This is a genomic window from Marinomonas aquiplantarum (assembly GCF_003314975.1).
GTDB lineage: Bacteria > Pseudomonadota > Gammaproteobacteria > Pseudomonadales > Marinomonadaceae > Marinomonas > Marinomonas aquiplantarum.
Genome location: NZ_QNRF01000011.1, coordinates 1 through 12,929, shown reverse-complemented (window position 1 = coordinate 12,929; position 12,929 = coordinate 1). Strand labels below are relative to the sequence as shown.

Sequence of the window (12,929 nt, the reverse complement as noted above, 5' to 3'; positions counted from 1 at the left end):
CTTAGACTGAATCTGATGTATTAAGAGCTAATTACGGCGTTTTACTGAGGCGTGAGCAAGCGCGATTAGGGCGTCTTTGTACTCAGACTCGGGTAAGGGTTGAATGGCTTCGATGGCCAAGTCTGCTTGTTGTTGAGCTTGCTGTTGCGTGTAATCAATCGCACCGCAATGGCGAACGTCGTTGATGATGTCTTCTAGTTGATCTAGGCCACCTGTTAAAATCGCTTGTCTAACGCGTTCTTTCGCATCCTCTGTACCGTGTTTCATGGTATAGATCAGCGGTAAAGTCGGTTTGCCTTCAGATAAATCGTCACCTACGCTTTTGCCCATTTCTTCTGCTGTGCTGGTGTAATCCATGACGTCATCGATTAATTGGAAGGCGGTGCCCACGTACATGCCATACAAACGCAAGGCTTCTTGTTGTTCCGTATTGGCGCCAGCCACTACGGCGCCACATAATGCCGCCCCTTCAAACAGTTTGGCTGTTTTGTACTGAATCACTTTTAAGTAGCTGGCTTCTGTGGTGTCAGGATCGCCACAATTAATGAGCTGCTGAACTTCGCCTTCGGCGATGATGTTTGTGGTCTTGGCTAAAATTTCCATGCAAGGCATGTTGCCAACGTCGACCATAATCTGAAAGGCACGAGAGTATAGGAAGTCGCCAACCAATACGCTGGGTGCATTCCCCCATTCCTCATTAGCGGTTTTTTTACCGCGACGCATATCGGATTCATCGACCACATCGTCGTGTAACAAGGTCGAGGTGTGAATGAATTCAATAATGGTTGCCATTTTAATGGCGTTTTTCAGTTTATCGTCTGCTAGCTCTGAGCAGCTTTTCGCGGCCAATAAAACCAATAAAGGTCGTAAGCGTTTGCCGCCGTTACTGATAATGTAGTAGCCGATTTGCTCGATGAGAGGGATGTCACTACTAAGTTGTGAGACGATATAATCGTTCACTTGACCAAATTCATTGGCCACAACATCGTGTATTTGTATAGGTTGCATGCAATTTCCGAAGCTATAAAAGTCCCAAGCTGATCAGCAAGTGTGCCTCATGCTAGGTAAGGCTTGTGTCAGGGTCAACCCAAAATACGAAAAATGTATAAAGACTCTGCTTTTTCCTTGTATTAATTGAGTTGATTTTGTACAATCCTGCGTCCGATTTACCCACATTTTGCTCCCTATCATATGGTTGTTGGTTTTCGTGTTTATTTCACGAAGATGGATTGCCACTAGAAGTAGGTCAAATACAAATTCAGTAGCCGGGTAGATCTTATTGGAGAAGAACATGTTTGCAGTAATTAAAACTGGCGGTAAGCAATACCGTGTACAAGAAGGCCAAACCCTTAAAGTTGAAAAGCTTGCGGTTGAAGAAGGCGGTGTTGTTGAATTCAACGACGTTCTTCTTGTGAGTAACGGCGACGACGTAAAAGTTGGCGCTCCAGTTGTAGAAGGCGCTAAAGTAACTGCGGAAGTAGTTTCTCACGGTCGCGGAGACAAAGTGAAAATTTTGAAATTCCGTCGTCGTAAGCACTCTATGAAGCGCATGGGTCATCGTCAGTGGTTCACGGAAGTGAAAGTAACTGGTATTAACTAAGCGTTAGCGTTAATTAACTTATTTAAGGAGTAAGTCATGGCTCACAAAAAGGCGGGTGGTAGTACTCGTAACGGTCGCGATTCCGAGTCGAAACGATTAGGTGTCAAACGTTTTGGTGGTCAGGTTGTGATTCCAGGTAACATTCTAGTTCGTCAACGTGGTACTCAGTTCCACGCTGGTGAAGGTGTTAAAATTGGTAAAGATCACACTTTGTTTGCTGTTGCAGAAGGCCAAGTGAAATTTGAAGTAAAAGGTAAGTTTAAGCGTCGTACAGTTTCTGTCGTAGCGGCTTAATCATTTGCTAAAAATTAAAAAAAGCTCCGCAGCGCGGGGCTTTTTTTTTGTAAGAATTCTATAATCAGGTTTGTTGACCTAGATAACCCACCGAAGAGGTGTTTCTGTGAAATTTGTTGATGAAGCCAGTATCTATGTAAGAGCAGGTAAAGGCGGTAATGGTTGTTTGAGTTTCTGGCGCGAGAAGTTTGTCGCAAAAGGTGGCCCAGACGGCGGTGATGGCGGTAATGGTGGCAGTGTGGTGTTGGTGGCGGATGAGTCATTGAATACACTGATCGATTTTCGCTATACGAAAAAGTACATCGCTGAAGGTGGTGAAAACGGCCAAGGTCGTGATATGACCGGGGCGAAAGGGGCTGACCTTGAGATCAAAGTGCCGGTAGGAACGACTGTCATCGATGAAGATACCGGTGAAACGCTGGGTGATTTGGTGAAGATTGGTCAGACGCTCAAGGTGGCTCAAGGTGGTCACCGTGGCTTGGGTAATACACGTTTCAAATCCAGTACCAATCGTGCGCCGCGTCAAACGACTAAAGGTACGGTCGGTGAAGAGCGTACTCTGAAGTTGGAAATGAAGGTGTTAGCGGATGTGGGCTTGTTAGGCTTGCCAAATGCCGGTAAGTCGACCTTTATTCGCTCGGTGTCTTCTGCGAAGCCGAAAGTGGCGGATTATCCTTTTACTACCTTGGTGCCGAACCTTGGTGTGGTAAAAGTGAAGAAGCATCAGAGTTTCGTCATTGCCGACATTCCGGGAATCATCGAAGGGGCGTCTGAAGGAGCGGGTCTGGGGATTCGATTCCTTAAGCATTTGGTGCGTAACCGTATTCTTTTGCACATTGTTGATTTAGCGCCTTGGGATGAAGTGACGCCAGCAGAGGCTGCACAAATTGCAGTCAATGAGTTGGAGCAGTTTAGTCCAGCTCTGGCTCAGCGCGATCGCTGGTTGGTGTTGAACAAGACGGACATGGTGCCAGAAGACGAGCTAGAAGAACGTTGCCAGAGTGTCATTGATGCGCTGGGTTGGGAAGGTCGTACTTATCGTGTCTCAGCAATTTCTGGCGAAGGCACAGAGGTGTTGTGTCTGGACTTGATGACAGTGCTTGAAGAGCAGCGCACCTTGCTAGCAGAAAGTGAAGAGGCTCGTGAGCAAGAAGAAGCGATGCGTCGTCTGATTGATGAAGAAGGTCGTAATCGTATCCTTTCGTTGCGTGAGAAGCGTCGTAAAGCGGGTCAAACATTGGATGATGATGACTTTGACGATGATGATTACGATGTAGAAGTCGAATACGTTGGTTAATCGGGATTGTGAGTATAAGTAGTATCATGGCATTACGAGAGAAAATTGCACAGGCGCAGCGCATCGTTGTCAAAATTGGCAGTGCGCTACTAACGAATGATGGTCAGGGATTGGACGTGGCTCGCATTGGTTTGTGGGTAGCACAAATTGCCGAGTTAAAGGCTCAGGGTAAGGAAGTGGTTCTGGTGTCGTCTGGTTCCATTGCGGCTGGCATGAAGCGGTTGGGTTTCGTAACTCGACCGACTCAAGTGAATGAGCTGCAGGCGGCGGCAGCGGTCGGTCAGATGGAATTAGTCGGTGTGTATGAATCTCATTTTGAGAAGCATGGTCTGTGCACGGCGCAAATCTTATTGACTCATGATGATCTGTCGAACCGTCGACGCTACTTAAACGCACGATCTTCGTTGAGAACTCTGCTTGGTTTAGGTGTTGTACCCATTGTTAATGAAAATGATACCGTTGTAACCGATGAAATTCGCTTTGGTGATAATGACACCTTAGGGGCTTTGGTGGCGAATTTGGTTGAGGCGGACGCTTTAATCATTTTGACGGACCAGCAGGGGTTGTTTGATAAAAATCCTCGCGATCATCAAGATGCAACATTAATTTCTTATATTTCAGCTTCCGATGATCGACTGGAGTCGATGGCAAGCGGTGGTGCGGGTGTGTTGGGCAGTGGTGGTATGCTGACCAAGGTGCGTGCGGCGCGCTTGGCGGCGCGCTCTGGTGCCGATACTTTGATTGCTTCAGGCCGTGAAGAGGATGTGATTTTGCGTCTGGCAAAAGGGGATTTGTTGGGGACTTGGTTGTTGCCTGAGAACAGTCCTATTGCGGCTCGTAAGCAATGGTTGGCGGGTCACCTTAAGAGTCGTGGTGCATTGACCTTGGATCAGGGTGCTGTCAATGCGTTGCGTAAAGCGGGAAGCTTGCTGTCAGTTGGCGTGAAGGATGCGGAAGGGACGTTTTCGCGTGGTGATATGGTGATCTGTGTGGACGAGTCTGGTGCTTTAATCGCTCGTGGTTTGGTGAATTACAGTGTGGCCGAAACCTTAAAGCTGCTGGGTAAGCCATCTAGTAAAATTGGTGAAATATTGGGTTATGAAGGTGAGCCTGAGTTAATTCATCGTGATGATCTGGTGATTATTTAGCGGAGTAGGTGTATGGCTAAGCCGGGAAAGGTAGGATTAAATCGCGTGATAAGTGCTGCTAAGTATTCTTATCAGGGATTACGCGCTCAATGGCAGCATGAAGCGGCTTTTCGTCAAGAAGCGTGTCTGTTTCTTATTTCTTTGCCCTTTGCTTTATGGCTAGGAGACAGTGGTTTAGAGCGTGCTGTATTAATTTTTTCGGTTGGTGTGGTGTTGATCGTCGAAACGTTGAATTCGAGTGTTGAGGCGATTGTGGATCGTATTAGTCATGAGCATCATGAATTGTCTGGGCGTGCAAAAGATCTGGGATCAGCGGCCGTTATGTTGGCGCTTATCTTGGCGGCAGTGGTTTGGCTGGTTATTTTGTTTGGCTAGCAAACTTAAGAAAGGCAAAAACAGATATAAAAAAACCGGCATTAGCCGGTTTTTTTATAGGGATTAGGCCAGTGCTTTGATTTTAGCACTCAAGCGACTCTTATGACGAGCTGCTTTGTTTTTGTGATATAGGCCTTTGTTAGCCGCTTTGTCTAGCTTTGAAGTCGCTAGAACGTAAGCTGCTTGTGCTTCAGCTTGATTGCCTGCTTCGATAGCTGCGTCTACTTTTTTCAAGTAAGTGCGAACCATAGATCGAAGGCTACCATTGTGAGCGCGACGTTTGATTGCCTGGCGCGCACGTTTTTTTGAACCGGCGGAATTTGCCACGGTCTGGCTCCTTTAAGTTTTCTAAATGAAAAACGACACAGCAAAAGTGCTGTGTCGTGAAATTAATGTCAAAGTTTTAAACTTTAAAATCTCGCGGCGGATTTTACCAGTTTTTCACATTGTCACAACCCTATTCTGCAAATATTCGTGAAAACAACCGATATATTTGGCTGCGTTAACGCCCTTGCAGGTGTTATTCTTGTAGGAATTTATCATTGGGATGTGTCGTAAGCCAAAATGTCAGAACTTGATTCTCGTGTCAGTAAAAAGCGTAACTCTTTGTCTTTATTGCGTTCTGGGGTGCTGGTTTCGGTTTGTACCTTTCTTTCTCGCATTCTTGGGCTGGTGAGAGATGCGGCTTTGGCCTTTGTTTTAGGGGCAAGTGGCAGCGCTGATGCTTTTTATGTTGCTTTTAAAATTCCTAACTTTTTTCGTCGTTTGTTCGCTGAAGGCGCGTTTGCGCAAGCCTTTGTTCCGGTATTAAGCGAATATCGAGTGAAGGAAGCGCATGAAGAAGTGCGAGCATTAGTGGCTGCGGTAACAGGATCATTGACGCTGGTGCTGCTGTGTGTGACGGCCTTGTTTATGGTGTGCGCCCCTTGGGTGGTTTACGTTTTTGCCCCAGGTTTTGTCGATAATGCCAGTCAGGCTCAATTGGCGTCTGAGTTGCTGGTGATCACCTTTCCCTATTTATTGTTTATTTCTCTGACCGCCTTGGCGGGCGGCATACTGAATGCGCATGGTGAGTATGCTGTGCCGGCCATTACGCCTATTTTTCTAAATATTTCTTTGATTGTCGCGACCTTGATGTTTGCTCGTTCGGCTGCTCAAGCTGAAGTGGCGGTGGCGTGGGGTGTGTTTTTTGCTGGTTTGATTCAGTTGTTGTTTCAGGTGCCTTTTCTGGCGCGATTGAAGTTATTACCTATGCCTAGGATGGGATTTGGTCATCCAGGGGTAAAGCGGATTCTCATTTTGATTGGTCCCGCATTGTTTGGGGTGTCGGTTGGGCAGATTAATTTGTTATTGGATACGGTGCTGGCGTCGTTTTTAGAAACGGGCAGCATTACCTGGTTGTATTTATCTGATCGCTTGTATGAATTACCGCTTGGGATTTTTGCTATTGCTATCAGTACGGTGATTCTGCCGTCTTTGTCGCGCAGTTTTTCCGGGGGTGAAGCTTCACGCTTTTCTGACACCATGGATTGGGCGTTGCGTTTATTGCTTTTAATCGCCGTGCCGTCTTCATTGGCTTTGTTTATGTTGGCGGAACCTTTGATCGCGACCATTTTCTATCGGGGTGAACTGACGGCGAGTGATGTGCATAAGGCGGCGCAAAGTTTACAAGCCTATTCATTGGGCTTGGTCTTTATGATGCTGATTAAGGTGTTGGCGCCTGGCTATTACGCGCGTCAGGATACTAAAACACCGGTTAAAATAGGCATCATCGCCATGGTGTCGAACATGGTATTTAACTTAATTTTGGTGTGGCCGCTTGGGCATGTTGGGCTGGCCTTAGCAACCAGTTTGTCAGCCGCATTAAATGCTTTCTTGCTTTGGTATGGTCTGTATAAGGCAAAGCATCATGTGTTTACGGTGCAGTGGCGATTGTTGTTACGAATTTTGATTTGCGCAACGTTGGCATTGGCAGCTTGTTTGTATGTGTTCCAAAGTATGGGGTGGCAATGGACGCAAATGTCCGATATTCAGCGTATTGCTAAGACGTTGTTGATCGTGTGTTCAGGTGTTGCTGTGTATGCTGTTGTGGCGATTGTAGCGGGTTTGCGACCATCCATAATGAAGCATTGAGTTTTTATTAGCGGTGCTTTTGCACGGCTTGTGCAAGTTCTGGCCTACCTTCGGCCCCTGAACTGCTATATAATCGCGAGTATTTTTTTGACGCTAATCTTTAATTGTTCTGTACGGGGTTCTATGGAGTTAATACGCGGTATTCATAATATCCGTCCAAGGCATAAGGCCTGCGTGCTGACGATCGGCAATTTCGATGGTGTTCACTTAGGTCATAGTGCGATTTTGACAAGAGCAAAAGCGCTTGCAAAACAATATGATGCGCCGGCGGCAATCATGATTTTTGAGCCGCAGCCGAGAGAGTTTTTTGCGCCTGAGTCCGCACCAGGACGAATTGGCCGCTTGCGTGATAAGGTGAAGTGGCTAGAAGGTCAGGGCATCGATTATGTGTTGTGTATGCCGTTCAACCCCAAATTGCAGCAGCTCGATGCACAGGCGTTTTGTCAGCAAATCTTACTTGATGGATTGTCTGTTAAGCATTTGGTGGTCGGTGATGATTTTCGCTTTGGCTGTGATCGTCAAGGGGACTTTGAATACTTGAGCGGCTTTGGTGCACAACATGGCTTTGAGGTAGAAAATACACCATCCGTGTTAAATGCGTCGGGCGAGCGCGTGAGCAGCTCAATGGTTCGTTTAGCGTTGGAGAAAGGTGATATTCATGCGGCTGAGGCCAATATGGGCCACGCTGTGACATTAAGTGGTCGAGTGATTCACGGTCAGCAGCTTGGGCGTAAGTTAGGTTTCCCCACCGCCAATGTGCATTTAAAAGGGGTGAAGCCAGCCTTATCCGGTGTGTATGCGGTTCGTCTTGCGGTCAATGAAAAAGAATATGATGGTGTTGCCAATATTGGTGTGCGTCCTACGGTACAAGGTAAAACACCTATTTTAGAGGTGCACTTGCTGGACTTTGATGGTGATCTTTATGATCAATATGTCAAGGTGACGTTCTGTTTGTTTGTTCGTGCAGAGCGTAAAATGTCTGGCTTGGAAGAGCTTGAAAAACAAATTCAATGTGACAAAGAAGAGGCAATTCGCTTCTTCAGCAATCAGTGAACTGATGATCTTTGAGGATAAATCGATAAACCATGAGTGATTATAAACCGACACTGAATTTGCCAAACACGGATTTCCCAATGCGTGGTGATTTGGCAAAACGTGAACCTGCAATGCTGAAGCGTTGGCAGGATATGGATCTTTACCAGAAAGTACGCGAAGTAAGTAAAGGTCGTAAGCCATTTATTCTTCATGATGGCCCTCCATATGCGAATGGCAGCATTCATATTGGTCACGCGGTTAACAAAATCCTCAAAGACATTATTGTTAAATCGAAAACCGTGAGTGGATATGACGCGCCTTACATTCCTGGTTGGGACTGTCACGGTCTGCCAATTGAGCACAAAGTTGAGCAAATGATTGGCAAAGCGGGCGACAAGGTGTCGTTCAAAGAATTTCGCGCGAAATGCCGTGAATACGCTTATACGCAAATCGAAGAACAGAAAAAAGACTTTGTTCGTCTAGGGGTAATGGGAGATTGGGAAAATCCTTATCTGACCATGAACTTTGAGACGGAAGCTAACATTGTCCGTGCTTTGGGTAAAATCGCTGAGAATGGTCATCTAGTTAAAGGTTTTAAGCCGGTTTACTGGAGTGTGGTCGGTGGTTCTGCTTTGGCAGAAGCGGAAGTGGAATACCAAGATAAAACCTCTTTGTCTTTGGATGTGCGTTATGCCCCACAAGATGAAGCGGCTTTCTTGGCGAAATTCTCCGATGTAACGGGAGAAGGCCCTGTTTCTGTTGTGATTTGGACAACCACTCCTTGGACTTTGCCTGCTAGTCAGGCGGTATCGATTCACCCAGAGTTTAACTACGCTTTGGTCGAGGTAGATATGGGTCAAGGTAAGGAACGTTTGGTTATGGCGGAAGACATGGTGCCAGGCATCATGCAACGTTACGGCCAAGAAGGTTTCCGTATCGTTGGGCGTGCGCAAGGTCAGTCCTTAGCAAGCAGTATGTTGAATCATCCTTTCTTTGAACGTGATATTCCGCTGATCTTAGGCGAGCACGTGACAACAGAAGCCGGTACTGGTTGTGTGCATACCGCGCCAGATCATGGTGTGGATGACTTTAATGTTGGTCGTGCTAACGGTCTAGGTACGATCAACCTAGTGCAAGACAATGGTGTTTATTCTGATGCAGCAGGCGAGTTTGCTGGCATGCATGTGTATAAGGTTGATGGTGCGATCTTAGGCGCTTTGAACGCCAATCAAGCGCTCGTTTTTGAATCTAAAATTTTCCACAGTTACCCACATTGCTGGCGTACTAAGACGCCTTTGATTTTCCGTGCAACGCCACAGTGGTTTGTCAGCATGGATGAGAAAGGTCTATTGGATTCTGCGAAAGAGGCCGTCAAAGGTGTGAAGTGGACGCCAAGTTGGGGACAAAACCGCATGGAAGGGATGTTGAATAACAGCCCTGACTGGTGTGTGTCTCGTCAGCGTACTTGGGGTGTGCCAATTGCTCTATTTATCGATAAAGAAACACAAGAGCTACACCCTGAAACGCCGCGCTTAATTGAAGAAGTGGCGCAGCGTATTGAGAAAGAAGGCATTGATGCTTGGTTTGAACTGGATGCCGCTGAATTGCTTGGTGCTGATGCTGAAAAATACAGCAAAGTAACAGATACGTTGGATGTATGGTTTGATTCTGGTGTGACGCATTACTCTGTCATTGATCAGCGTGAAGAACTCAGTTTCCCTGCAGACTTATACCTTGAAGGTTCTGATCAGCATCGTGGTTGGTTCCAGTCGTCATTGAAAACGTCCATCGCGATTCGTGGTGTGCCGCCTTATAAAGGTGTATTGACTCACGGTTTCACAGTAGATGGCGACGGTCGTAAGATGTCTAAGTCTTTGGGTAACGTTGTTTCGCCACAGAAAGTAATGAGCACGTTGGGTGCTGACATCATTCGTTTGTGGGTTGCTGCGACTGACTATACGGGTGAGATGACGGTATCTGATGAAATCCTTAAGCGTGTCGCAGATTCTTACCGTCGTATTCGTAATACGGCGCGATTCATGTTGGCTAACTTGAATGGTTTTGATCCAGCAAAAGACATGGTTGAGAGCGAAAAAATGATCGCTCTTGATCGTTGGATCGTAGATCGTGCAGCACAGTTGCAAAAAGAGATCGACGAAGCTTACAACGAATACCAGTTCCATGCAGTGAATCAGAAAATCCAAAACTTCTGTTCTGTGGACTTGGGTGGTTTTTACCTAGATGTCATCAAAGACCGTCAGTATACGACTCAGCCAGACAGTTTGGCACGTCGTTCTGCACAAACCGCTTTGTATCATATTGTGGAAGCCTTCACTCGCTGGATTGCCCCTGTATTGAGTTTTACCGCTGATGAAATCTGGCAGTCTCTGCCTGGTGAACACGGTGAATCGGTATTGTTGGAAACTTGGTATGAGGGTCTAACTGAGTTATCTGGTGACGAAGAGCTTGGTCGTGATTTCTGGAAGTTGGTATTGGAAGCGAAAGTTGCGACGAACAAAGTGTTGGAAGCGGCTCGAAGTGAAGGCAAAATTAAAGCCAGCTTAAGTGCGGATATTACTTTGTATTGTGATGACACTTTGCAAAGTGTGTTAGATCGCTTAGGTGAAGAGTTGCGTTTTGTTCTGATTGCGTCTGACGTGAAAGTCTTACCGTTGGCTGACGCCCCTGCTGATGCTGTTGAATCTGAGTTGCCTGGCTTGAAAGTGTCTGTTGTGACCAGTTCCAACGAGAAATGTGTTCGTTGTTGGCATCACAGAGAAGAAGTTGGTAAACGAGAGGTACACCCTGAATTGTGTGATCGTTGTATCAGTAACTTACCTGACGGAGAAGGCGAAGAGCGCCTTTATGCTTAATCAGATGAAGCTGACTTATATCTGGCAGCAACTCCAGCGCTGGTGGGCGCTGGCGTTGGTTGTTTTTGCACTGGATTGGATTACTAAGCAGGCAGTTGAAGCGAACTTGCACTATGGTCAAGAAATCGCTGTTTTGCCTGTATTCGATCTTACTTTGCGTTACAACACTGGCGCCGCCTTTAGTTTCTTGGCGCAAGCGGGTGGTTGGCAGCGGTGGTTGTTTTCAATGATCGCCATTGCTGTGGTGATTGGTATAAGTTGGCGTTTGGTTAAGATTGCGAAAACTCATTTTCTAGAAGCGCTGTCTTTAAGTTTAATCTTGGGAGGCGCAATCGGAAACTTATATGACCGTCTGGTGTATGGTCATGTAGTGGACTTTTTGCAATTCCATTGGCTGCAATCATGGTATTTTCCGGCTTTTAATGTAGCCGATAGTGCGATTACGATTGGGGTGATTTTGATGTTGCTAGAGAGCTTCATCGGCCCTGACAAAAAAGGTGATGAAAAATGACATCAATTACGGCACAGAGCCAAATTACTCTTCACTTTGAATTGGCCTTGGAAGATGGGCAGGTGGTTGACTCTAACTTTGAGCAAGTGCCAGCCAAATTCCGTTTTGGTGATGGTAGCTTGTTGCCAGCATTTGAAGAGTCCTTGCTCGGTCTGAAAGCAGGCGATGAGTCAAGTTTCACCATGACGCCTGAAAAAGCTTTTGGCGCTCATAACGAGAGCAATTTACAGCGCATTCCACGTTCTCAGTTTGAAATGGATCTTGAAGAAGGGATGGTTGTGTCCTTTGCTGACATGAGCAAAAACGAATTGCCGGGTGTTATCGCGGAAATTGGTGAAAAAGATGTGTTGGTGGATTTTAATCATCCATTAGCGGGTCGAACGTTGACCTTTAAGGTACAGATCATTGAGGTCGAGGAGTCTGCATGAGTTTTGCCATCCAGCTAGCGAATCCACGTGGCTTTTGTGCTGGTGTAGATCGTGCTATTGATATCGTTAATCGTTGCTTGGATTTGTTTGAAGCGCCCATCTATGTGCGTCATGAAGTGGTTCATAACAAATTTGTTGTTGAATCATTAAAAGCACGCGGTGCCGTGTTTGTTGATGAGCTTGATCAAGTGCCAGACGATAATATTGTTATCTTTAGTGCTCACGGTGTGTCTAAAGCGGTAAGAGATGAAGCGACAAATCGTGGTTTAAAGGTTTTTGATGCAACATGTCCTTTGGTGACTAAGGTTCATCTAGAAGTCTTGCGTTATTCTCGTGATGGCATGGAATGTATTTTAATCGGTCATGATGGTCATCCAGAAGTAGAAGGCACCATGGGTCAGTATGATGATTCAAAAGGTGGTGCTATCTATCTGGTAGAAAGCCCAGCTGATGTGGCTAATTTAAGTGTACAGAATGCAGATCAGCTCGCTTTTGTGACGCAGACAACGTTATCCATGGATGATACTTCTGTAGTGATTGATGCATTGCGTGAACATTTTCCATTGATTCGTGGCCCTAAGAAAGATGATATCTGCTATGCCACTCAGAATCGTCAGGATGCGGTGAAAACACTGGCCAAAGAATCACAGCTTGTATTGGTGGTTGGTTCGGTAAACAGCTCTAACTCAAACCGCCTAAAAGAGTTGGCTGAAAGAATGGGGGCTACGGCTCACCTAATAGATAATGCTAGCGAAATTCAGCATGACTGGTTAGATGGAGTCACAAGTGTTGGCGTTACAGCTGGCGCATCGGCGCCAGAAGTGCTTGTGAATGAGGTGATTGATCGCCTGATTGCAGAGGGCGGTTCCGCACCAGAAGAACTCCAAGGAAGAGAAGAAAACGTTTCATTCTCAATGCCTAAAGAACTCAGAATAGTAGAAGTTTAATCGACTCTTTTTACTAAAAAGAAATTTTTCTAAAATTTATTAAAAAACTACTTGCGTAAAAATAATCAGACTGTATTATACGCCCCCACTGACAGCGAATAAGCAGTCAACGCTCTTTAAAATAGATAATCAGATAATTTGTGTGGGCGCTCGCTGGGGCTTCAAAAAAGAAATTGAAGTCTTACGAGAGTCTAACACGTCAATTCGCTTTATTAAGTAATTGTTAGTGTTTCGAGATTTGAGTGAGCAAACTTTTTAACTGAAGAGTTTGATCATGGCTCAGATTGA

At 46.0% G+C, this 12,929-nt stretch carries 13 protein-coding genes; 11 read left to right on the top strand and 2 right to left on the bottom strand.

Going from position 1 to position 12,929, the window contains the following annotated elements; all coding sequences use genetic code 11:
* Positions 1-27 precede the first annotated feature (27 nt).
* Positions 28-1,008 (bottom strand): octaprenyl diphosphate synthase, encoded by a 981-nt coding sequence (ispB, locus tag DFP76_RS15815; protein WP_113875574.1) that lies wholly within the window; start codon positions 1,006-1,008, stop codon positions 28-30.
* Between the two features lie 283 nt (positions 1,009-1,291).
* Here ispB and rplU point away from each other — a divergent pair, with 283 nt between their 5' ends.
* The 5 genes from rplU to DFP76_RS15790 all read left to right on the top strand — a co-directional run bounded on the left by rplU (position 1,292) and on the right by DFP76_RS15790 (position 4,714).
* Positions 1,292-1,600 carry a 50S ribosomal protein L21 gene (gene rplU / locus DFP76_RS15810; protein ID WP_063334226.1) on the top strand — a complete coding sequence of 103 codons (309 nt, stop codon included), beginning with the start codon at positions 1,292-1,294 and terminating at the stop codon, positions 1,598-1,600.
* 36 nt (positions 1,601-1,636) lie between these two features.
* A complete protein-coding gene (gene rpmA / locus DFP76_RS15805) occupies positions 1,637-1,894 on the top strand; it encodes a 50S ribosomal protein L27 (protein WP_013797793.1) in 258 nt (85 codons plus the stop codon).
* 106 nt (positions 1,895-2,000) lie between these two features.
* Positions 2,001-3,191 carry an Obg family GTPase CgtA gene (gene cgtA / locus DFP76_RS15800; RefSeq protein WP_113875573.1) on the top strand — a complete coding sequence of 397 codons (1,191 nt, stop codon included), beginning with the start codon at positions 2,001-2,003 and terminating at the stop codon, positions 3,189-3,191.
* Between the two features lie 26 nt (positions 3,192-3,217).
* Entirely contained in the window at positions 3,218-4,339 is a 1,122-nt protein-coding gene (gene proB, locus DFP76_RS15795; RefSeq protein WP_113875572.1) for a glutamate 5-kinase, read from the top strand.
* 12 nt (positions 4,340-4,351) lie between these two features.
* Positions 4,352-4,714: a diacylglycerol kinase gene (locus DFP76_RS15790; RefSeq protein ID WP_113875571.1), complete on the top strand. Its 363-nt coding sequence runs from the start codon at positions 4,352-4,354 to the stop codon at positions 4,712-4,714.
* A gap of 63 nt (positions 4,715-4,777) precedes the next feature.
* On the opposite strand, the gene rpsT is transcribed toward DFP76_RS15790, so the two are convergent.
* Complete coding sequence (rpsT, locus tag DFP76_RS15785) at positions 4,778-5,041, bottom strand: 30S ribosomal protein S20 (protein WP_013797789.1); 264 nt, start codon at positions 5,039-5,041, stop codon at positions 4,778-4,780.
* 237 nt (positions 5,042-5,278) lie between these two features.
* Here rpsT and murJ point away from each other — a divergent pair, with 237 nt between their 5' ends.
* The 6 genes from murJ to ispH all read left to right on the top strand — a co-directional run bounded on the left by murJ (position 5,279) and on the right by ispH (position 12,641).
* Entirely contained in the window at positions 5,279-6,847 is a 1,569-nt protein-coding gene (gene murJ, locus DFP76_RS15780; RefSeq protein WP_113875570.1) for a murein biosynthesis integral membrane protein MurJ, read from the top strand.
* Positions 6,848-6,970: 123 nt separating this feature from the next.
* Entirely contained in the window at positions 6,971-7,900 is a 930-nt protein-coding gene (gene ribF, locus DFP76_RS15775; protein ID WP_113875569.1) for a bifunctional riboflavin kinase/FAD synthetase, read from the top strand.
* 32 nt (positions 7,901-7,932) lie between these two features.
* Positions 7,933-10,755, top strand: a complete 2,823-nt coding sequence (ileS, locus tag DFP76_RS15770; RefSeq protein ID WP_113875568.1) for an isoleucine--tRNA ligase — start codon at positions 7,933-7,935, stop codon at positions 10,753-10,755.
* Entirely contained in the window at positions 10,748-11,266 is a 519-nt protein-coding gene (gene lspA / locus DFP76_RS15765; protein ID WP_425451761.1) for a signal peptidase II, read from the top strand. The genes ileS and lspA overlap by 8 nt, the downstream gene beginning before the upstream one ends.
* Complete coding sequence (gene fkpB, locus DFP76_RS15760) at positions 11,263-11,694, top strand: FKBP-type peptidyl-prolyl cis-trans isomerase (protein WP_113875567.1); 432 nt, start codon at positions 11,263-11,265, stop codon at positions 11,692-11,694. The genes lspA and fkpB overlap by 4 nt, the downstream gene beginning before the upstream one ends.
* Positions 11,691-12,641 carry a 4-hydroxy-3-methylbut-2-enyl diphosphate reductase gene (gene ispH, locus DFP76_RS15755; protein ID WP_113875566.1) on the top strand — a complete coding sequence of 317 codons (951 nt, stop codon included), beginning with the start codon at positions 11,691-11,693 and terminating at the stop codon, positions 12,639-12,641. The genes fkpB and ispH overlap by 4 nt, the downstream gene beginning before the upstream one ends.
* The last annotated feature ends 288 nt before the right edge of the window (positions 12,642-12,929 follow it).